Here is a 20,019-nt window from a genome sequence, read left to right on the forward strand (position 1 = left end):
CCGGGCGGACACAATGGAACCGTGCGTGTCACCGAGCTGACCGAGACGTCTCGGGTGGTGGCGGGCACCTCGGGCCGCAAGGCCAAGGTGACCGCCCTCGCCGAGTGCCTGCGCGCCGCGGAGCCGGAGGAGGCCGCGACCGTGGTGGCCTACCTGTCCGGTGAGCTGCCGCAACGGCAGATCGGCGTGGGGTACGCGGCGCTGCGCGACCTGCCGCCGCCCGCCGCCGAGCCGTCGCTGACCGTCCCGGAGGTCGACGCCGCGTTCACCGAGATCGGCGCGGTGTCGGGGGCGGGCTCGGTCGCGCGGCGCCGCGAGCTGGTCGCGGCCGTGCTCGGCCGCGCGACCCGTCCCGAGCAGGACTTCCTCGTCCGGCTGCTGGCGGGCGAGCTGCGGCAGGGCGCGCTGGACGGCGTGATGGCCGAGGCGATCGCCGCCGCGGCCGGCGTCCCCGCGGCGGCGGTGCGGCGCGCGGTGATGCTGCGCGGCTCGCTCGGCCCGGTCGCCACCGCCGCGCTCGCCGAGGGCGCCCGGGGGCTGGACGCCTTCACGCTGGAGGTCGGGCGCCCGATCAAGCCGATGCTCGCGGCGGCGGCCCCGTCCATGGACGAGGCGTTCGCCAAGCTCGCCCCCGCCGGCTCCGGCAAGGAGGTCGCGGTGGAGTGGAAGCTCGACGGCATCCGCGCGCAGGTGCACGTCTCCGGCGGCGAGGTGCGGGTGTTCACCCGGACGCTCGACGACATCACCGTCCGGCTGCCCGAGGTGGTGGAGGCGGTGCGCGGGCTGCCGGTCCGCGACGCGGTGTTCGACGGCGAGCTGATCGCGCTGCGCCCGGACGGCCGCCCCCACCCGTTCCAGGTCACCTCCGCCCGCACCGCCACGCGCACGACCAGGTCCGCGGAGCCGGTGCCGCTCTCGGTGTTCCTGTTCGACGTCCTGCACCTGGACGGCGCCGACCTCCTCGACGCGCCGGGCGCCGAGCGGGGCGCCGCGCTGGCCGGGGTCGTCCCGGCCGAGCTGCGCATGCCGCGCCTCGTGACCGGCGACGCGGCGCGGGCCGAGGAGCAGTTCGACGAGGCCGTGGCGCGCGGCCACGAGGGCGTCGTCGTGAAGTCCCTCGACACGCCCTACACGGCCGGGCGGCGCGGCGCCGGGTGGGTCAAGGTCAAGCCCCGGCACACCCTCGACCTGGTCGTCCTCGCGGTCGAGTGGGGGCACGGCCGCCGCCGGGGCCTGCTGTCGAACCTGCACCTCGGCGCCCGCGACCCCGAGACCGGCGGCTTCGTCATGCTCGGCAAGACCTTCAAGGGGCTCACCGACGAGCTGCTGGCCTGGCAGACGCGCAGGCTCCGCGAGCTGGCCGTCCGCGAGGACTCCTGGACCGTCCACGTCCGGCCCGAGCTGGTGGTCGAGATCGCGTTCGACGGCGTCCAGCACAGCCCGCGCTACCCCGGCGGCATCGCGCTGCGGTTCGCCCGCGTCCTGCGCTACCGGCCCGACAAGTCGGCGGCGGAGGCCGACACGATCGACACGGTCCGCGCGGTCGCGCCCGTCCTGGACTGACCGGCGGGCGCCGAGGGGTCAGTGGTCGCTCTTGGAGTGCCGCGCCCGGAGCTCGACGCCCCGGCGGCGGGTGCGGGAGACGGCGTGCCGCCGCGCGCGGGCGACCGCCTTGCGCTGGGCGCGGGCGACCTTGCGGCGGCGGGCGCGCTCGGCGGCGGTGCGGCGCTGGAGCAGCTCGGGCGTGATGTGGTCGTGCCGTCCGGCGATGAACTCCTGCACCCAGATCTTGGCGCGGATCAGCGGGCGCCGGAACCGCTTCTCGTTGCGGACGGCCCGGCTGTGCTTGCGCGACCCCGGCGCGTACCGCCAGCGCGCCCAGGGCGAGCCGGGACGCGCCAGCCGGAGCACGCCGACGATCAGCAGCGCGGGCACGAACAGGCCGATCAGACCCGTCCAGATCTTGCCCTTCAGCAGCGTCAGCACGGCGAGCACCAGGTTGATCACCAGCGACGTCACATACAGCCCGCTCAGCGTCGAGGCGCCCGGGTCGGGGGTGACGCCCCCGAAGCCGAACGGGTGGATCCCGAGCAGCAGCAGCCCCGTGACGGCGATCGCGACGAACACCGCGTCCAGGGACGCGCGGCCCTTCTCCGTCCAGTACACGTCGCTGAGGTGCAGGATCAGCGCGAACTCGTCCAGCACGAGCGCGGAGCCCATGCCGAAGACGACCGCCGCCGTCAGGTCGAGCCCGACGTAGGCGTCCGGCGCGGCGAGGCTCGCCACCCCGCCCATGAGCATCAGCACCACGCCGAACACGACGTGGTGGATGTGCAGGTCCCCGGCGGTAACGTTGCGGAACCACCAGCGGACGTCGGCGCGGATGAGCCGTACGTTCACCCGCGTGAGCACGAACGTCACGATGAACGCGACGAAGAAACCGAACAGCGGCAGCCGTCCGGTGTCCATGATGCGCTGCCTGAACAGGTCGATCATCTTCCCCCCGTGGGCTCCATCATGCCCTGTGACGTGCGGGGATATCGTGGGGTTTGCCGGGGATCGATGCCAATCGAGGCGAAAAGCGAGGGAAATGCCACAATGAGCCGTGTCGTGGACCGCTGCGATCCCGCGTGCCGGGCGTGGATCGCCGAGGCCATCCGCAAGGTCGAGGCCGACGCCAACCGCAGCGCCGACACGCACCTGCACGTCTTCCCGCTGCCGCCCGAGTGGGGCGTCGACCTGTACCTGAAGGACGAGTCGGTGCACCCGACGGGGTCGCTGAAGCACCGGCTCGCGCGGTCGCTGTTCCTGTACGCGCTCGCCAACGGCTGGATCCGGGACGACACCACGATCATCGAGGCGTCCAGCGGGTCCACGGCGGTGTCGGAGGCCTATTTCGCGCGGCTGCTCGGGCTGCCGTTCGTCGCGGTGATGCCCGCCACGACGAGCCCGGAGAAGATCGGGCTGATCGAGTTCCACGGCGGGCGCTGCCACCTGGTGGACGACCCGTCCTCGATCTACGACGAGTCGCGGCGGCTGGCGGCCGCGTGCGGCGGCCACTTCATGGACCAGTTCACCTACGCCGAGCGCGCGACCGACTGGCGCGGCAACAACAACATCGCCGAGTCGATCTTCGAGCAGCTCCGGCTGGAGCGCTTCCCCGAGCCGGCGTGGGTCGTGGTCGGCGCGGGCACGGGCGGCACGTCCGCGACGATCGGCCGCTACGCGCGGTACCGGCGGTTCCAGACGCGGCTCGCCGTGGTCGACCCGGAGGGCTCGGCGTTCTTCGGCTCGTTCGCCGACGGGGACCCCGAGCGGACGGCGGCGGGCTCGCGGATCGAGGGCATCGGGCGGCCCCGGGTCGAGCCGTCGTTCCTGCCGTCGGTGATCGACCGGATGATCCAGGTGCCGGACGCGGCGTCCGTCGCGGCGATGCGCTGGACGAGCGAGGTCACCGGCCGCAGCGTCGGCGGCTCCACCGGGACCGCGATGTGGGGCGCGGCCGGGCTGATCGCGCGGATGCGGGCGGCGGGCGAGCGCGGCAGCGTCGTCACGCTGATCTGCGACGGCGGCGAGCGGTACGCGGGCACCTACGGGTCGGACGCGTGGCTCGACGCGCAGGGCCTGGACATCCGCCCCTACCTCGCGGCGCTGGACGCCTTCCTCAAGACCGGCGAACTCCCGGAGCCGAGCCTCCCCTAGGGCCCGTCAGCCGTTGAAGCGGACCGGGTTCACGAGGTCGGCGTAGATCAGCAGCCCGCCCATGACGATCAGCACGGCCGCCATCACGTAGGTGACGGGGAGCGCCTTGGCGACGTCCACGTAGCCGGGGTCGGGACGCCGGAACACGCGGGCGAACCCCTTCTTGAGCGCCTCCAGCAGGGCCCCGGCCATGTGCCCGCCGTCCAGCGGCAGCAGCGGGACGAGGTTGAACAGCCCGACCGCGAGGTTCAGCGAGCCGAGCAGCATCACGAAGTAGGAGACCTTCTCGCCGCCGGTGAGCTGGTCGGAGGCGGCGACGTCGCCGCCGATGCGGCTGACGCCGACGACGCCGATCGGGCCGTTCGGGTCGCGCTTGTCGCCGCTGAAGGCGGCGTTCCAGATGCCGACCATCTTCTGCGGCATCCGCACCAGCGCGCCCACCGTGTGCCCGGTGAGGTCGCCGATCGTCGAGGCGACCGCGCCGGGGCCCTCCCGCTCGACCTTGGTGGTCGGCGTGATGCCGAGGAACCCGACCTCGACGATCTTGTTCTGGTCGTCCAGGTCGCGCATCTGGTTGCGGGTGATCGGCACGTTCAGCGTGAGCCGCCGCCCCCCGCGGTCGACCACCATCGGGACGGTCCTGCCGGCCGAGTCGCGGATCTGCTTCTGGAGCTGCTTGTAGTCCTCGACGGCCCGGCCCTCATAGGAGACGATGCGGTCGCCCTCCTGGAGCCCGGCCTGCTTCGCCGGGGTCGGCGTCGCGCCCGCCGGGCAGTGGTCCACGCTCGCCTGGCTCTTGGGGACCATGCAGGGCGAGACCTCCGCGATCACCGGCTGGGCCTGCTGCATGCCGATGCCCATCAGCAGGATCGCGAAGAAGACCACGGCCAGGATGAGGTTCATCGCGGGCCCGCCGAACATGATCAGCAGCTTCTGCCACCACTTCTTGTTGTAGAACACGCGGTTCTCGTCGCCGGGCCTGACCTCCTCCAGCGCCGCGCCGCGCGCCGACTCGATGAGGCCCTGCCAGGGGCCGGTGCTGATCCGCCGGACCTGGCCGGGGGCGTCGCCCCGGCGCGGCGGCAGCATCCCGATCATCCGGATGTAGCCGCCGAGCGGGATCCACTTCACGCCGTACTCGGTCTCGCCCTTGCGGCGCGACCACATCGTCGGCCCGAACCCGACCATGAACTGCGTCGTGCGGACCCCGAACAGCTTGGCGAACGAGAAGTGCCCGAGCTCGTGCAGCGCGATCGACGCCAGCAGGCCGAAGAACAGGATCAGCACTCCCGCCAGCCAGCCCATGCGTGCCCCTCCGGTCGTGCACCCCGCACCGGGGGGTGGTCTCCAGCAATCCCCTCAGACTACGTCACACACCCCCCGCCGCGCCCCGCCATGGCCCCGTCCGGCAGGGCCGGGCGGACGGTCGAGGCACAGCGGGACGGACGGTCGAGGCGCGGCCGGGCGGACGGTCGAGGCGCGGTCAAGAACGGGTCGCGGCGCCTGGTCGCGAGGGTGACGGCGCTGCTAGCCTGGGCAAAGCCGATGATCCCGTGCGGGAGAGTCCCCGGCCGCCAGCGGGGGACGCCGAAGGAGCAAACCCTCCCCGGAACCTCTCAGGCCCACGGACCGCACGGACCAGGCGACCTCTGGAAAGCGGGGACTCCGCGTCCCCCGCCGAAGGTGAAAGCCCGCAGCGAACGGAGCGGGTGAAGCTCTCAGGCGCCGATGACAGAGGGGGAGGCACCGAGACGCACGGTGCGCGAGTGGGACGATGTGACCACGCGCGCCCGCGACGAAGGAGCCGAACCGATGTCCGCCGAACCGACCGCGAGTAGCGCGAAGAAGACGCCTCTGCACGACGTCCACCAGGACCTCGGCGCGAACCTCGTCGACTTCGCGGGCTACCTGATGCCGCTGCGCTACGCGAGCGAGACCGCCGAGCACCAGGCCGTCCGCACCGGCGCCGGGCTGTTCGACCTGTCCCACATGGGGGAGATCTTCCTGGACGGGCCGGGCGCGGGCGCCGCGCTCGACCACGCTCTGGTCGGCAACCTGTCGCCGATGGCGGTGGGCAAGGCCCGCTACACGATGATCTGCGACCCCGACGGCGGCGTGCTGGACGACCTGATCGTCTACCGGCTGGCGGAGGCGACCTGGATGGTCGTCGCGAACGCCGCCAACGCCGCGACCGTCCGGGAGGCGCTGGTCGAGCGCGCGGCGGGCTTCGACGCCGCCGTCTCGGACCGCTCCGACGACTACGCGCTGATCGCCCTCCAGGGCCCGCGCTCCCAGGCGATCCTCGAAGGGTTCACGGCCGCGCCGCTGGCCGGGCTGAAGTACTACGCGATCCTGGCGGCCAAGGTCGCGGGCGTGGACGCGCTGGTCGCCCGCACCGGCTACACCGGCGAGGACGGCTTCGAGCTGTTCGTCGACTCCGCCGACGCCGTCGCGCTCTGGCGGGAGCTGGCGGAGGTCGAGGGCGTCGTCCCGGCGGGCCTGTCGGCGCGCGACACGCTCCGGCTGGAGGCGGGCATGCCGCTGTACGGCAACGAGCTGACCGCCGAGACCAGCCCGTTCGAGGCGGGCCTCGGCCGCGTCGTCAAGCTCGACAAGCCCGCCGACTTCGTCGGGAAGGCCGCGCTGGCGGCGCAGGCACAGACGCCCGTGGGCCGTAGGCTCGTCGGGTTGGTGGCCCGGGGGCGTCGCGCGCCCCGCAAGGGGTACCAGGTCGTCACGTCCGACGGCACGCCGTGCGGAGTCGTGACGAGCGGCGCCCCGTCGCCCACACTGGGCAGGCCGATCGCCATGGCCTACCTGGACGGCGGCGCCGGGGAGAGCGGCCTCGCCGTGGACGTCCGCGGCAGGCCCGAGCCGGTCGACGTCGTCGACCTGCCGTTCTACAAGCGTTCCTGAGACCTGGAGAGAGAATAACCGTGAGCGTTCCGGAGCAGCTCCGCTACAGCGAAGAACACGAGTGGGTCGCCGGGCTCGACCCCGCGGGCCAGGTGCCCGAGGACGGCATCGTCACCGTCGGGATCACCGCGCACGCCGCGGAGGCGCTCGGCGAGATCGTCTACCTGGAGCTCCACTCGAACGAGGGCGACGCCGTCGAGGCCGGCGAGCCCTGCGGCGAGGTCGAGTCGACCAAGTCGGTCAGCGACCTGTACGCCCCGGTCAGCGGCGAGATCACCGCGATCAACAGCGCCGTGGTGGACGAGCCGAAGGTCATCAACGACGACCCCTACGGCGAGGGCTGGATCTTCAAGGTCCGCATCTCCGGTGAGCCGGGCGACCTGCTCGACGCCACCGACTACAACAAGCTCGTCGAGGAGGGCTGACCGTGGCTTCCGACACCCTCGGCCTCAACGACTCGCTGGCCGCGGCCGACCCCGAGGTCGCCGAGGCCGTCGCCGCCGAGCTGCGGCGCCAGCAGGGCACGCTGGAGATGATCGCCTCGGAGAACTTCGCGCCGGTCTCCGTGCTGGAGGCGCAGGGCTCCGTCCTGACCAACAAGTACGCCGAGGGCTACCCGGGCCGCCGCTACTACGGCGGCTGCGAGTACGTCGACGTCACCGAGCAGCTCGCGATCGACCGGGCCAAGGCCCTGTTCGGCGCCGAGCACGCCAACGTCCAGCCGCACAGCGGCGCCCAGGCCAACACGGCGGTCTACTTCGCGCTGCTCCAGCAGGGCGACACGATCCTCGGCCTCGACCTCGCGCACGGCGGGCACCTCACCCACGGGATGCGGCTGAACTACTCCGGCAAGGTGCTGAACGTGGTGCCCTACCACGTCCGCGCCGAGGACGGCCTGGTCGACATGGACGAGGTCGCCGCGCTCGCCGCCGAGCACCGTCCGAAGATGATCGTCGCGGGCTGGTCGGCGTACCCGCGCCAACTGGACTTCGCCAGGTTCCGGGAGATCGCCGACTCGGTCGGGGCGCTGCTCATGGTCGACATGGCGCACTTCGCGGGCCTGGTCGCGGCGGGGCTGCACCCCTCGCCCGTCCCGCACGCCGACATCGTCACGACCACCACGCACAAGACGCTCGGCGGCCCGCGCGGTGGCCTGATCCTCGCCCGCGAGGAGTACGGCAAGAAGATCAACTCGGCGGTGTTCCCGGGCATGCAGGGCGGCCCGCTGGAGCACGTGATCGCGGCCAAGGCGGTCGCGCTCAGGTTCGCCGCCTCCGACGGGTTCCGCGCCCGCCAGCAGGCGACGCTGGAGGGCGCCCGGATCCTCGCCGAGCGGCTGCTGGCCGACGACTCGGCCAAGGCCGGGGTCAAGGTGCTGACCGGCGGCACCGACGTCCACCTCGTGCTGGTCGACCTGGTCGACTCCGAGCTGACCGGACGCGACGCCGAGGACCGGCTGCACGAGATCGGCATCACCGTCAACCGCAACGCCGTCCCGAACGACCCGCGCCCGCCGATGGTCACCTCCGGCCTGCGGATCGGCACGCCGGCCCTCGCCACCCGCGGCTTCACCGCCCCGGACTTCACCGAGGTCGCCGACGTCATCGCGCTGGCCCTGCAGCCCTCCCCCGACCTCGCCGCGCTCGCGGCGCGGGTGAAGGCCCTCGCGGACAAGCACCCCCTGTACCCCGAGCTCTAGAAACGCCAGCCGCCCCCTCCGCCCGCGGCGGAGGGGGCGCTACGAAGAGGTAGCAATGGCCATCAGCGTTTTCGACCTGTTCAAAATAGGAATCGGCCCCTCCTCGTCCCACACCGGCGGCCCGATGGCGGCGGCGCACCGCTTCGCCCGCGGCCTGCACCGCGACGGGCTGCTGGAGAAGACCGCGTCCGTCCAGGTGACCCTCTACGGGTCGCTCGGCCTCACCGGCAAGGGACACGGCAGCGACAAGGCCGTCATCCTCGGCCTGGAGGGCGACAAACCCGAGGCGGTCGACGTGGACACCGTCGACGACCGCCTCGCCGCCATCCGCGAGCGCGGCACGATCACGCTCTTCCACGACCACGAGATCCCGTTCGCGGTCGGCGAGCACCTGGTCTTCGAGCGCAAGGAGTCGCTCCCCGGCCACCCCAACGGGATGCGCTTCACCGCGTTCGACGAGCGGGGCGGCGAACTGCGCGCCAAGGTCTACTACTCCGTCGGCGGCGGCTTCATCGTGGACGAGAACGCCACCGGCGCCGACCGCATCAAGCCCGACGACACCGTCCTGCCCTACCGCTTCGACACCGCCGCCGAACTCCTCGAACGCTGCCGCGAGACGGGCCTGTCGATCTCGGCGCTGATGATGGAGAACGAGAAGGCGTTCGGCCGCTCCCCGCAGGAGGTCCGCGAGGGCCTGCTGGAGCTCTGGCACGTGATGCGCGCCTGCGTCACCCGGGGCTGCACCCGCGAGGGCCTGCTCCCCGGCGGGCTCAAGGTCCGCCGCCGCGCGCCCCAACTGCACCGCCAGCTCTCTGCGGAGAAGCCGTCCGACCCCCTGCACGCCATGGACTGGGTCACCCTCTTCGCCCTCGCCGTGAACGAGGAGAACGCCGCCGGCGGACGGATCGTCACCGCCCCCACCAACGGCGCGGCGGGCATCATCCCGGCCGTCCTGCACTACTACGACCGCTTCGTCCCCGGACGCGACGACGAGGGCGTCGTCCGCTTCCTGCTGACCGCCGGCGCGATCGGCGTCCTGTTCAAGCAGAACGCCTCCATCTCCGGCGCCGAGGTCGGCTGCCAGGGCGAGGTCGGCTCCGCCTGCTCGATGGCCGCCGCCGGCCTCACCGAGGTCCTCGGCGGCACCCCCGAGCAGGTCGAGAACGCCGCCGAGATCGGCATCGAGCACAACCTCGGCCTCACCTGCGACCCGGTCGGCGGCCTCGTCCAGGTCCCCTGCATCGAACGCAACGCCGTCGGCGCCATCAAGGCCATCAGCGCCGCCCGCATCTCCCTGCGCGGCGACGGCCGCCACTTCGTCTCCCTCGACAAGGCCATCCGCACCATGCGCGACACCGGCCGCGACATGTTGGACAAGTACAAGGAGACCTCGCGCGGCGGCCTCGCCGTCAACGTCATCGAATGCTGACCCTCTGACCAGGGCCTTCAGGCCCGAACCGACCAACACGCACAACCCACCCAACCCGCATCACGTCTCCTCGTTTCCCCGTGGCTTCCCGGGAAGTAGGTGACCAGGGCCCCGCACGGCAATGACCGTGCGGGGTTTTCTCATGCCCTCTCAGAGGACCATGACCACACAACGGACAAACGACTCATCACACGTGTACTCCCTGGGGTAATGAATGATCGCTCAACTGTCAGGCCCCGCCCGGGGCAGGGCGCTTTGACCTGGTACGAGTCTGGGACTCCGCCAAGGAAGGAACCCCACCACAACTCATGAGAAACGGCGCCCCTCCTGCTCGGCCAAGTTAAGCAACACCGAGCAACGCCCTTGACGAACCTCGCAGCAGGCTTGGACGCTTGGACCGAGCAACCTCAAGCAACCACCACAGGGAGAGCCGTCATGCCTCTTACCTTCGTATGCAAAGATCCCGCTTCCCGTACTGATGATGATTGTCCGGCGTTCTACCGGACGGACCAAGGGACGTGGGTTGTTCAAGGGTGGAGCATGGCCGATCCCAAAGTCCGCGATCAACTGAGGAACCTTGCGGATAACGAAACGTATCTTGAAATTCCCGATGGACTGGTGCGGCTACTGGCCAAGAAGTACATGGAGGGTGAGCTGTGAAGCTGATTACCGCACAAGACCGTAAGAAGCTCTTCGAGTCCTTCGAGCAGGAAGCCCTGCACTTGGAGTTGAGAGACTTCTACGATACAGGAGATCTTGAAAAGGTCGAGCGCTGGAAGGCCGGTGAGCCGGACAGCCTTGAATGGCTCAGGCCATGGTGTGATCGAGTGCGAAGCGGTATCGCACAGGGGAAGCGCTACCGGCGTGCGTGCGTGGTCTCGGAGCCCCTTACGGACTATCAGAAGTGGGCATACAGCATCACTCAGCCGAACCTTGATGCCGGTGAAGATATACGTTGGGTTCCTCGCCGTCTCGTGTCAACCATCCCGCTACCGGGCAATGACTTCTGGCTCTTCGATAACGACGCTGTCGTTTTCGGAGTCTTTGGCGGTGATGGTAACGTCATCGAGCGACAGCTATACACGGATACGGAAGTTGTTAAGTTCTGCCGCAACGCCTTTGAATCCGTTTGGGCTGTGTCAGTTCAGCACGCCGAGTACAAGCCCGTTTAACAGTGACAGAGCAGGCTCACGCCGCGAGAGCGTCATTCGGTGGCAGGCTCAGAAATATCCGCAAGGACGCCAGGCTCACGGGCAGGCAACTTGCTGCGCTCAACAATTGGCACTTTGCCAAAGTCAGCAAGATTGAGCACGGCCGACAGAACCCCTCTGAGGATGACATCAGAGCTTGGTGTATTGCCTGCCATGCTGAGGAGCAGATACCGGAGCTGATAGCGACAGTCCGCGACATTGCCCAGATGTGGGAGTTGCATCGTAACTCGCTTAAAGGCGGACAGAAACGGCTACAGGCAAAAGGTACGCCGCTCTACAAGGCTACGAGACTACTTAGAGCCTATGAGTCGATATGCCCCCCCGGCATCTTGCAGAGTCCATCGTATGTCCGGGCGGTGATGGAGGTAAACGCCTCAATGTTCGGTCTGGCTGACGACATCAATGCCGCCGTTGAAGCGAGACTTGAACGTCAATCCTTGCTCTACTCTTCCGAACACCGGTACTCTTTCGTCATCGAGCATGGCGCGCTGACTGCGATAATGGGCAGTGTCGAAACGATGCTTGAGCAGCTAGATTTCCTCGACACGGTGACTCGCCTCCCAAGTGTGTCCTTTGGGATCATCCCGCCGCATGCGATTCGAAGAATCTTCCCCGGTGAGGGGTTCTACATCTTCGATGATTCGATGGCCCGCACTTCAACCTATGCAGGGCGCATTCGCACCGTAGAACCTCAGGACGTTGCATTCATGGTTCGGACCTTTCAGACCTTGCAGTCGCAAGCCGTCTATGGCGACAAAGCAAGGGAGCTGATTGATCAGCGCCGAGAAGAGATAGAGCAACTTCGAGCAACTTCGTAGCAGTTGACATCTGTCCAGGCTCAATCTGGGAAGCATGACCGACACTGCTCTGGATAGGCTCGAAGCGCTAAGGGAAGACGTTACTAGCCGTGGACTCACGGCGAAGATAATTCAGCCGCGAGATCGGCCCATGTTCCTTCGAGTGGTCAACATGGATGCTGGCCAGCTCGCGGAGAACGTCACGGTCGGCCCCTACGGCGGCGAACCCTGCTTCTTGTACTCCTGGGGAGCTGTCATCTGCCCTGTGAGGCTCGTTGCCTCTGCTGGCGAACGGCTTTCGTTCCTGCTTTCTCCTAAGCCCGCTGGGCGCAAATGAGCGCCTTCCCTGGCACGGCCGACCATTGGCACGTGAGCACATCTCGCCTCGGGAAGTATCAGTTCTTCCCTGAACGGCATGAACGGGATACGGCTCTGAGAGCTGTTAGAGATCTCCTTGTGTTCGACGGGCGCACTACTGGCGACCGTCGTTATGCAGATGCAGTCAGAGCTATAGATCGCGGTTACTGCTCTTACCGCATAGACACGACTTTCTACGTGGCCTATGCCTGCTCATGCCCGTTACTCCCGAGTGAGAGGAGGGAACAAGATGCTCAAGTTCAAGAAGGCCAAGCGTTGTGAGGCACTGAATCAAGATGGATGCGTTGAAGTGGCCAGCGGCTCGGGCCGCGTGGCCGTGCGTGATTCGACAGTCCCGGACGGGCCGGTCCTATGGATCAGCCAGAAGCACTGGCGACGGCTGGTAGGTGAGTGGAGAGCCGGAAGGCTCTAGTAGCTCCGTGAGGCTCTCAGCAGGCACCAGAGAGCCGGAGAGAGGCCCGGCCTGAGGAAGCCACTCGGGCCGGGCAGTCCCGTTCGGTCTAGGAGATCTCAGGACGGTTCTGTATCTCCGCCCATGCCTCTCTCTGGCGTTTGACTTGCTCCCCTTTGAGCCATCGTTCCTCATGAAGGTTCAGCTCATCGGCCAAGAGGTCGAGTTCCTCCGTGCTCGCATCCAGACATCGGTACCGGTCGCCTCCCTTAGGCCCTGTCCCCTTCTCAACCTCGGCAAGGCCGAACGCTTCAAGGCGCTTCATGGCTCTGCGCGCCTGCTGCGCTGGCAGACCCGTCAACCGCGTGACCTCGCTCATTGACAGGTAGACCGACGGCACCTTCGCCCACACCTCAGCCGCTCTGCCAGCTAGGCCCTTGGTGGACGTGAACAGAGGATGTGTGACATTTCTAGTACATACTCTCTCTGTCCCCCCTTGAATTGAGTATGTATTAGTTTTGTCAACCATTTCAAGATTGAAGATGTAGGTGTAAGTCTTCACTACTGGCTCACCTCTTGTGAGCCAGCCTTGAGTAACCAGTCTGTCTAGAGCGGCACTCACAGTGCCGATAGCTCTACCTGATTCGATAGACAGGTCTCTCACACTCGCCATAGGCGAGTACGAGGAGTGCTTCTCACCGTGTCTGATGAGAGCCAGCAGTACATCTCGGTCTGTCGCCCGTTGGAAGTTAGCTTGTTCAGCAACTCTCCGATAGTTGCCGAGCTTCTCACGGAAGACCTCGTGATCGAAACCGAGTGTGACGTTGTTAGCAGTAACCCATTCGACTGCATTGTCATATGTCCTGCCGGAATATTCGATTCCCGCTGCCTGTCCCTGCTTTGCTACAATCTCCTGCGTCTTCGCCGCCCCTTGGTTTTGAGAGTTCATCATTTCGCCGATGAACCACTCTTTGGAGAGTCCAGCGAGATAGGCTGCGGACGCTATAGCCGCCTCAACATTATGGCGGCCATCGTATTCATTGGCCGTGTCTCCGTCCCGAAGCAGTCTTGCCCACTTGCCTTTGAGCTGCTTCGGCAGGTGTGCCTTTCCGGGGCCGTCGGTCGGCCCTAGTCTGTTTAGAGCTTCGGCGACACTGGTCGGATCTTCTAGTGATACAGAAAGCCCTTCCCTGTGCGGAGAAAGGGGCGGCCTTGTGGCCTGCGAGTGACGAAAGTTATGCTTCGGAAATTCGTAGTTTTGATGGAGAAGGTCTTTAAATTCTTCTTCCGTGATCCCTGCCGGAAGGCGAACCCATAGATGCCTGTGCCCAATTCTTCCCGAGGCCACGAGAACCGTTTGAGCTTCGAGATACTTCTCCGCCCACTCCTTGATCATCACCCCCTTAGCGACAAGCTCGGGGGAGTCCAAATCAAAGGCAATCAGCCCCGGCTTAGGCTCGACCGCGAAGGCTTTGCCGCTCCTGACAGCCTCCTCGATGGAGACCCACCCTCCAGGCGAGTTGTCCTCATTAACGAGTAGAGCCTTGCCTCCGTGCTTGACGACTGCCCGAGCAAGGGCCAAGACGTCTTCGTGATTCTGCATGTGTCACCTCTAGTGGGGGTGGATGAGGCCCGATCTAGACAGGGTGGTCAAGCTAGGGCTTCAGGGGGCATGAGGGCTGCTGCCTGCGCAGGAGGCTACCTGACTACCCCGGGTGCCTGAAACGGTCTCTACGGGGCGCTGAGCGCCTCAGGAGGGCAGGGAGCGCCTCATAGATCAGGGCTTGGTTGAGGAGGATCATGCCGCTACGATGAAGCTCCCCCAACCGGGGCGCTGCTTCTTGACAAGTCGATAGGGAAACGGGGAGACGTTCTTCTGGAAGGAACGTCTCTTGCCGAAGAAGAACTACAACACCTTCGGTCCGTATAAGCGCAACGGCAAGTGGTTCTTCAAATACGAGGAACCAGGCTCCGAGACCGCCACCAAGAGCGGCAAGCCTCGTCTTCTCTCAGGTGGAACTTTCACTACGAAGACGATATGCGAAAGTAACATGAAGGCGAAGGATCGGGAGATCAATGACCCTGACTATCTTCGCAATCAAGAGGCGGTAGCAGCTCAGGCAGTCAAGGACGCCAAGCGGGCCAAGGCAGAAGACTACGGCGAACGGTGGCTCGGCCTTCAGGCCAAGCGCAAGGTCAACACAGCCCGGAACTACACGAACTCCGTACGCAAGTACTTCATCCCGTACTTCCGTGGGAAGTGGGTGCATGAAATCACTCCTTCGGACGTTCAGGAGTTCATTATCTGGCTAGAGAGCCAGCGCGCACCGGGGACCGTTCGTACAATTATGCTCGCTATCTCAGCACTGTTTCACCAGGCAGAGCGTGACGGTGCACTCGACAAAGTCCCCGTAGGCAAGGCCAACGGAATCAAGCTGCCGCGCCGACGCAAGAGCAAGAACCGCCCATTCAAGGACGCCGAGACTGATCTAATCGTCAAGACAATTGACGAATGGTTCAAGCCCCTGACTCTCGTCCTGGCCACGACAGGTATGCGTTGCGGCGAAGCCTTCGCTCTCACCTGGGACCGGATTGATCTGGAAGCCGGAACAGCGTACGTCGATCGTCAGGTACAAGACGGTAGGTTCTGCTCCCTGAAGGGAGAGAGGGGCGAATCACTTCGTCCTTTCACGGCCCTACTGCCACCCGTGACCGTCAAGGCACTTTGCGCGCATCGGAAGCACGCGAAGCGGATGGTTGTGGAGTGGGAGCACGACGAGCACGAACCCGAAGAGGTGGAGATGGTCACGGTCTCCAAGACCGGTCTCGTCCTCTACGAGCAGCTCTTTCAAGATCCCTGGTACCGGACGCTGGATGCTCTGGCATGGCCTCGTAAGGGCAACGGGCCTCACCGCCTACGGCATGCCTTCGCTGTCGGTCTCATCGAGGATGGGGCCTCCCCCGCTGAGGTCAAGGCCGCCCTCAACCACTCAGCGATCACGGTCACCCTCAACGAGTACGGGGATCACTGGGACAACGATGATCCTCGTCTCAGGAACCGGGTCAACGCCCGGTTCGCACGGCTGGATGGCTGAAGGTTTCCCGTGGGCTTCCCCACGGGACTGTCTCTAGGCAGGGAACCCCTGTCTACCTGGGGTTCCCTTGATCACCATGTCCTTGCTGGACAAGTACAAGGAGACCTCGCGCGGCGGCCTCGCCGTCAACGTCATCGAGTGCTGACCCCGAGCCCCGGCGTCAAGGCGTGCGGATGCCTCGGCCGGTCGGGGAGTGGGTGCCGGTGCGGGCGTCGTCGCCGCAGTGGGCGCAGATCACGCGGGGGGCCACCGGGTGGCCGCAGGAGTGCTGCCAGCGGACGGGCGGGTCGTCGGCGTTCAGGTGGCGGTCGCCCCAGCGCATCAGGACGAGCAGGACGTCGCACAGCTCGGCGCCCGCCGGGGTCAGGTGGTACTCGTGGCGGACCGGGTGGTCGCTGTAGCGCTCGCGGCGGATGACGCCGCCCGACTCCAGCTTGCGCAGCCGGGCCGTCAGGATGTCGCGGGACGCGCCCGTGTTGTGGACGATCTGGTCGAACCGGCGCACCCCGTAGCTGAGCTCGCGGATGGCGAGCAGGCTCCAGCGTTCGCCGACCAGGTCCAGGGTGTCGGCGATGGAGCAGTCGCGCGGTTCGGCGTCCCTCGGCATACCGGGAAGCCTAACCGCCGCCGCTGACGGCCTCGTCCGGCGCGCGAGCGGAGCCCGGCCGGGGGTGGCCTCCATACGGCGACGGCCCGCGAGGGACCAGCACGTCGGACGGGGGCGCCGCCGCTCGGGCGTCCTCGTTCTCCGTCATGCCGATCGACCTCGCGGGCCGGGTCACGCGTCCCTGACTACTCGATGCCCTGGGAGATGCACTGCCCGACGTTCTGGTTGCCGCCGTTGAGGACGGGGACCGGAATCGAGAGGACGGGGATGTTCGAGCCGCACAGGCCGACCGGGATGTTCACGGCGCTGTTGCCGTTGGACTCGATGTTGCCCGAGTCGTGGGGGCCGTCGGCCGAGGCCGCGGTGGCGGGGGCGAGGGAGAGCAGGGCGGCGCTGGCCAGTCCGCCTACGACGATCGAGACACGGCGCTTCATGTCAATCACTCCTTGTAATTGGTGGGACACCTGACGCTACTGCCCCATGAAGTATCACTGAAAGTGACTTGGGAGTGACCGCCTGCTGTCTCTCGGTTAGGTGGCCGTGGCCCGATTTCGGACCTGAATCGGCCACGGCGGCGGCGGCATTGCACTAGGTTTCGCGCCCCTCGTTCCGCCCGGGGGCCCGCCGCTTCGGTATCGAGCAGTTCGCCGGGGGGCGAGAGGTGCCGGATTTCGCCGGTGAACACATTTCTTGATGCGTTGCCGATTCTTTTCCGGCTCGGCATCACGGCGCCGCCATCCTGGCGTCTACCAGTGGATACACAGAAAAACCCGGGGCCGCGGCTTCGTGTCGCGGCCCCGGGCCATCGGGCCACTCTACGGAAGGGGCCCATGCCGTGGTCCGTCAGTTCCCTCCATGCGTCGACGGGCCCCACAGCGGAGCCGCCCGGTGCTGATGCTCGGCCAACTCTGCCTCCCTTGCCCTCGACAACACGGACACTTCACATATTAGTCATGCACCCCGAAATATGCCTTCAATCGCCACCAAAACCGTCGTCAAACGTCAGAGACGGTCGCCCGGGACGAGGCGGAGCCGCACGGTCGCCCGGACCCGGTCGCGTTCGAGCGCCGTGCACAGCCGGCGGAGCGCCTCGTCGGCGATGCGGCGGCGGAGGTCCGGCAGGTCGGCGCGCCCGCTGTAGGCCACCTTCAGCCGCAGCTCCGGGTGGCGCGAGGTGCCGAGCAGCCGTGCGCGGGCGCTCCGGACGCCCGGATAGTCCTCGATCTCCGATTCCAGCGCCTCGGTCACGGCCTTGGCCGGGAGCCGGGTCGTGCCGCCCGCGCCGTCCGGTTCCAGGGAGAGGGCCGCCAGCTTCGCGGAGCGGCCCTGCGCCAGCAGCCACGCCAGGCCCAGCAGCGCCAGGACGATCGCCGCCGCCGTCACCGCGGGCCAGAACCAGGAGTGGTCGTCGACGTAGCGGTGGACCTGGCCGGACAGGAGCGGCGCGGACGCGCGGTCGTCCCCGAACAGGCCGAGCCCGCGGGCGAGCGCCGCGGCGCCCAGCAGCGTGAGGACCAGCCCGAGCAGGACGAGGCCGGTACGGTTGAGGTGGGCCGGGCGGCGGTCCATCACACCTCCCGGTGCTTGAGCCGCACCGACACCGACCGGTCCGGCAGCGGACGGAGGCGGCCGAGCCGGTCGCCGACGGCCGCGCCGACCCGCTCGTCCAGGTCCGCCGAGTCGCGGACGGGCGTCACCGCGACCACCTTGACGCGCCGCGGCCGCAGCCGGACCCGCCGCACGCCGGACACGCCCGGCGCGTCCCCCGCCGCCGCCGCGACGGCGTCCTTCAGCCCGCGCCTGGTCACGCCCACCAGCAGGTCCGGGTCGTCCCCGTGCAGCGGGACGAGGCGAGACCTGCCCGGCAGCAGCCCGGCTCCCAGGAAGAGCAGTCCGAGCAGCGTCAGGCCGCTCGCGGCGGCGAGGGCCTGCCAGTCCTTCCAGGCCGTGTCCTCGGCCCAGTCCCGGACGCGCCCGTAGGCGACGATGTGCGCGGGGTGCCCCGCCCAGGCGGAGATGACCTCCACGGCGGTGATCGCCGCGGCGGCGGTGAGCAGCAGCGCCGCGATCAGGCCGGGCCAGACGCGGCGCGAGCGGAACGCGTGCCGGGCGGCCCGGTCGGCGGGCGTCCTCATGCCAGTGCCCTGCCCGTGGGCCGCTCCAGTTCGGCGACCTCGATGTCCACCTGCCGGACGCTGAGGCCCGTCAGCTCCTCCACCCGTCCGCGCACGCTCTCCCGGACGCGCCGGGCGACCTCCCGCACCGGGCGCGGGTAGGCCACCGAGATCGCCGTCCGGATGGTGACGATCTCGGCGTCCACCCGGACGTCGGTGCGCGAGCCGCGCCGCCCGCGCAGCGGCACGCCGAGCATCGTCCTGGTCATCGCGTCGGAGTCGCCCGCCTCGTCCAGCACCCGCGCGACGATCCGCTCGACGGCGCGGTCGCTGATCCGGGTCGTGCCCCGCGACCGGACGGCCTGATGCGGCGGCGCGGTCACCGTCATCGCGGACGCCGGCCCTCGTTGAAGGACGAGAACAGCCGGCCGAGGTCCAGGTCGCCCTCGATCGCGCGTCCGGCGAGGAAGCCGAGGGCGCCGAGGAACAGCACGATGAAGAACGCGCCGAAGCCGCCGAAGGCCCCCGCGAAGCCGAGGGCGGTGCCGAAGGTGAGCCCCACCAGGGGCCAGACAGGTCGCATGGCGATCACTCCACGTCGCCGATCATGATGTCGATCGGAAGGTCTCGGGCGAGGGGGCGCAGCCGCCGGCGGACGTCCTCGGCCGTCTCGGCGAAGGGGCGGGCGCGGCGGGCGACGATCCCGACCTCGATCCGGTCGGGGTGGACGGCCACGCCGGGAAGGGGGAGGCCGACGCGGTAGGTCACGATGCGGGCGTGCGGGCCCGCCGTGAGGGCGGGGACGTCCGGGCACGCCAGCGCGGCCTCGGCGATGCGTTCGGCCTCCTCGGCATGCGCGGGTCCGGTCATCGGACCCGGGGCTCCCCCTGGTCGTCGTCGTGCACGTCGTCGCCGGGGACGTGGACGTCCTCGACGGCGATGTTGACCTCGACGACCTCCAGCCCGCACATGTGCTCGACCTCGCCGATGACGTTGGAGCGGACGGTGCCCGCCAGTTCGGGGATCGAGACCCCGTAGTCCACGACGAGTTCGAGGTCGACGGCGGCCTGCCGCTCGCCGACCTGCACCGACACGCCCCGGTTGGGCGAGCCGCCGGGAAGGCGGTCGCGGACGTTGTCCAGGGCCCCGGTCGAACCCATCGCGTGGACGCCGCCGACCTCGCCCGCCGCCATGCCCGCGATCTTCGCGACGACGTCGTCGGCGATCCGGGTGCGGCCGCCCGAGGTCACCAGCTCCCCCGACCCGCCGTGCTGCTGTCCGACCGCTGTGTCCTGACTCACGACATCCCCCCGATGCGTCCCTATTGCGCCGTTCATGCTCACAGGGGGTGAAAGCGAAACTCTCGCGCAGGTCAACGCGGCTTTGCCCGGCGCGGTCGGCAGGGTGCCGGACAGGGCGGTCGGCGCTGCTTCGCCAGGGCCCGGCCGCCGCGTCCCGCCTGCGGCCGGGCCCCCGAGCGCCCTACTTCTCGAACATCGCCCGCATCTTCCTGGCGGCGTCGCTCAGCTTCCTCTTGTCGTCGCGGGCGCCCTTACCGGTGGGACCCTCACGCCGGTCCCCGCGCGGCTCCTCGCGCTCCGGTCTCTCCTGAGCCCGTTCCGTCTCGCGGTCCGCCTTGTCGTTCACGACAACTCCCCCGTGTCACTGACGAATCGTTCG

23 protein-coding genes and 1 riboswitch are annotated in these 20,019 nt (G+C 68.1%); of the genes, 11 read left to right on the forward strand and 12 right to left on the reverse strand.

The genetic code is table 11. The features are described from left to right. Positions 1-21: 21 nt before the first annotated feature. Positions 22-1,563 carry an ATP-dependent DNA ligase gene (locus tag KLI87_RS13515; RefSeq protein WP_214617187.1) on the forward strand — a complete coding sequence of 514 codons (1,542 nt, stop codon included), beginning with the start codon at positions 22-24 and terminating at the stop codon, positions 1,561-1,563. 18 nt (positions 1,564-1,581) lie between these two features. On the opposite strand, the gene KLI87_RS13520 is transcribed toward KLI87_RS13515, so the two are convergent. Then, on the reverse strand, positions 1,582-2,496 hold the full coding sequence (locus tag KLI87_RS13520; protein WP_250903757.1) for a hypothetical protein: 915 nt from the start codon (positions 2,494-2,496) through the stop codon (positions 1,582-1,584). 102 nt (positions 2,497-2,598) lie between these two features. Here KLI87_RS13520 and KLI87_RS13525 point away from each other — a divergent pair, with 102 nt between their 5' ends. Beyond that, positions 2,599-3,702: a PLP-dependent cysteine synthase family protein gene (locus KLI87_RS13525; protein WP_156216060.1), complete on the forward strand. Its 1,104-nt coding sequence runs from the start codon at positions 2,599-2,601 to the stop codon at positions 3,700-3,702. 6 nt (positions 3,703-3,708) lie between these two features. Here KLI87_RS13525 and KLI87_RS13530 read toward each other — a convergent pair whose 3' ends face one another. Then, positions 3,709-5,007 (reverse strand): RIP metalloprotease, encoded by a 1,299-nt coding sequence (locus KLI87_RS13530; RefSeq protein ID WP_156216059.1) that lies wholly within the window; start codon positions 5,005-5,007, stop codon positions 3,709-3,711. 241 nt (positions 5,008-5,248) lie between these two features. Then, positions 5,249-5,344, forward strand: a riboswitch (glycine riboswitch). 170 nt (positions 5,345-5,514) lie between these two features. On the opposite strand from KLI87_RS13530, the gene gcvT reads away from it, so the two are divergent. From gcvT to KLI87_RS41870, 8 genes are all read left to right on the forward strand, one after another. After that, entirely contained in the window at positions 5,515-6,618 is a 1,104-nt protein-coding gene (gcvT, locus tag KLI87_RS13535; protein WP_156216058.1) for a glycine cleavage system aminomethyltransferase GcvT, read from the forward strand. A gap of 20 nt (positions 6,619-6,638) precedes the next feature. Next, positions 6,639-7,043, forward strand: a complete 405-nt coding sequence (gene gcvH, locus KLI87_RS13540) for a glycine cleavage system protein GcvH (protein WP_214617188.1) — start codon at positions 6,639-6,641, stop codon at positions 7,041-7,043. Positions 7,044-7,045: 2 nt separating this feature from the next. Then, complete coding sequence (gene glyA, locus KLI87_RS13545) at positions 7,046-8,317, forward strand: serine hydroxymethyltransferase (protein ID WP_214617189.1); 1,272 nt, start codon at positions 7,046-7,048, stop codon at positions 8,315-8,317. A gap of 55 nt (positions 8,318-8,372) precedes the next feature. After that, positions 8,373-9,746 (forward strand): L-serine ammonia-lyase, encoded by a 1,374-nt coding sequence (locus KLI87_RS13550; RefSeq protein WP_156216056.1) that lies wholly within the window; start codon positions 8,373-8,375, stop codon positions 9,744-9,746. A 656-nt stretch (positions 9,747-10,402) separates the two neighbouring features. Further along, positions 10,403-10,918: a DUF6879 family protein gene (locus KLI87_RS13560; RefSeq protein WP_242903935.1), complete on the forward strand. Its 516-nt coding sequence runs from the start codon at positions 10,403-10,405 to the stop codon at positions 10,916-10,918. Positions 10,919-10,920: 2 nt separating this feature from the next. Continuing rightward, positions 10,921-11,775, forward strand: coding sequence for a helix-turn-helix transcriptional regulator (locus KLI87_RS13565; protein ID WP_214617191.1), 855 nt, complete (start codon positions 10,921-10,923; stop codon positions 11,773-11,775). Between the two features lie 34 nt (positions 11,776-11,809). Then, positions 11,810-12,091 carry a hypothetical protein gene (locus KLI87_RS13570; protein ID WP_214617192.1) on the forward strand — a complete coding sequence of 94 codons (282 nt, stop codon included), beginning with the start codon at positions 11,810-11,812 and terminating at the stop codon, positions 12,089-12,091. 270 nt (positions 12,092-12,361) lie between these two features. Continuing rightward, positions 12,362-12,544, forward strand: coding sequence for a DUF397 domain-containing protein (locus KLI87_RS41870; protein WP_214617193.1), 183 nt, complete (start codon positions 12,362-12,364; stop codon positions 12,542-12,544). Between the two features lie 88 nt (positions 12,545-12,632). Here KLI87_RS41870 and KLI87_RS13580 read toward each other — a convergent pair whose 3' ends face one another. Beyond that, on the reverse strand, positions 12,633-14,126 hold the full coding sequence (locus KLI87_RS13580; RefSeq protein ID WP_214617194.1) for a hypothetical protein: 1,494 nt from the start codon (positions 14,124-14,126) through the stop codon (positions 12,633-12,635). Between the two features lie 289 nt (positions 14,127-14,415). On the opposite strand from KLI87_RS13580, the gene KLI87_RS13585 reads away from it, so the two are divergent. Next, positions 14,416-15,618, forward strand: coding sequence for a tyrosine-type recombinase/integrase (locus KLI87_RS13585; protein WP_214617195.1), 1,203 nt, complete (start codon positions 14,416-14,418; stop codon positions 15,616-15,618). Between the two features lie 160 nt (positions 15,619-15,778). Here KLI87_RS13585 and KLI87_RS13590 read toward each other — a convergent pair whose 3' ends face one another. The 9 genes from KLI87_RS13590 to KLI87_RS13630 all read right to left on the reverse strand — a co-directional run bounded on the left by KLI87_RS13590 (position 15,779) and on the right by KLI87_RS13630 (position 19,986). After that, positions 15,779-16,225, reverse strand: coding sequence for a helix-turn-helix domain-containing protein (locus KLI87_RS13590; RefSeq protein ID WP_156216055.1), 447 nt, complete (start codon positions 16,223-16,225; stop codon positions 15,779-15,781). A gap of 185 nt (positions 16,226-16,410) precedes the next feature. Further along, on the reverse strand, positions 16,411-16,659 hold the full coding sequence (locus KLI87_RS13595) for a hypothetical protein (RefSeq protein ID WP_214617196.1): 249 nt from the start codon (positions 16,657-16,659) through the stop codon (positions 16,411-16,413). Between the two features lie 568 nt (positions 16,660-17,227). Next, complete coding sequence (gene amaP / locus KLI87_RS13600) at positions 17,228-17,794, reverse strand: alkaline shock response membrane anchor protein AmaP (protein WP_156216053.1); 567 nt, start codon at positions 17,792-17,794, stop codon at positions 17,228-17,230. Then, the gene (locus KLI87_RS13605) at positions 17,794-18,360 is read right to left on the reverse strand and encodes a DUF6286 domain-containing protein (protein WP_214617197.1); all 567 of its coding nucleotides are present in this window, start codon (positions 18,358-18,360) and stop codon (positions 17,794-17,796) included. The genes amaP and KLI87_RS13605 overlap by 1 nt, the downstream gene beginning before the upstream one ends. Then, positions 18,357-18,728: an Asp23/Gls24 family envelope stress response protein gene (locus KLI87_RS13610; protein ID WP_214617198.1), complete on the reverse strand. Its 372-nt coding sequence runs from the start codon at positions 18,726-18,728 to the stop codon at positions 18,357-18,359. The genes KLI87_RS13605 and KLI87_RS13610 overlap by 4 nt, the downstream gene beginning before the upstream one ends. Continuing rightward, entirely contained in the window at positions 18,725-18,922 is a 198-nt protein-coding gene (locus tag KLI87_RS13615) for a hypothetical protein (RefSeq protein WP_156216050.1), read from the reverse strand. The genes KLI87_RS13610 and KLI87_RS13615 overlap by 4 nt, the downstream gene beginning before the upstream one ends. A 5-nt stretch (positions 18,923-18,927) precedes the next feature. After that, positions 18,928-19,209, reverse strand: a complete 282-nt coding sequence (locus KLI87_RS13620; RefSeq protein WP_214617199.1) for a hypothetical protein — start codon at positions 19,207-19,209, stop codon at positions 18,928-18,930. Further along, positions 19,206-19,676, reverse strand: coding sequence for an Asp23/Gls24 family envelope stress response protein (locus tag KLI87_RS13625; RefSeq protein WP_156216048.1), 471 nt, complete (start codon positions 19,674-19,676; stop codon positions 19,206-19,208). The genes KLI87_RS13620 and KLI87_RS13625 overlap by 4 nt, the downstream gene beginning before the upstream one ends. Positions 19,677-19,821: 145 nt before the next feature. Next, positions 19,822-19,986 carry a hypothetical protein gene (locus tag KLI87_RS13630; RefSeq protein WP_156216047.1) on the reverse strand — a complete coding sequence of 55 codons (165 nt, stop codon included), beginning with the start codon at positions 19,984-19,986 and terminating at the stop codon, positions 19,822-19,824. Positions 19,987-20,019: the final 33 nt, after the last annotated feature.

Origin of the sequence: Actinomadura sp. NEAU-AAG7, assembly GCF_018603865.1 — a bacterium.
GTDB lineage: Bacteria > Actinomycetota > Actinomycetes > Streptosporangiales > Streptosporangiaceae > Spirillospora > Spirillospora litoris.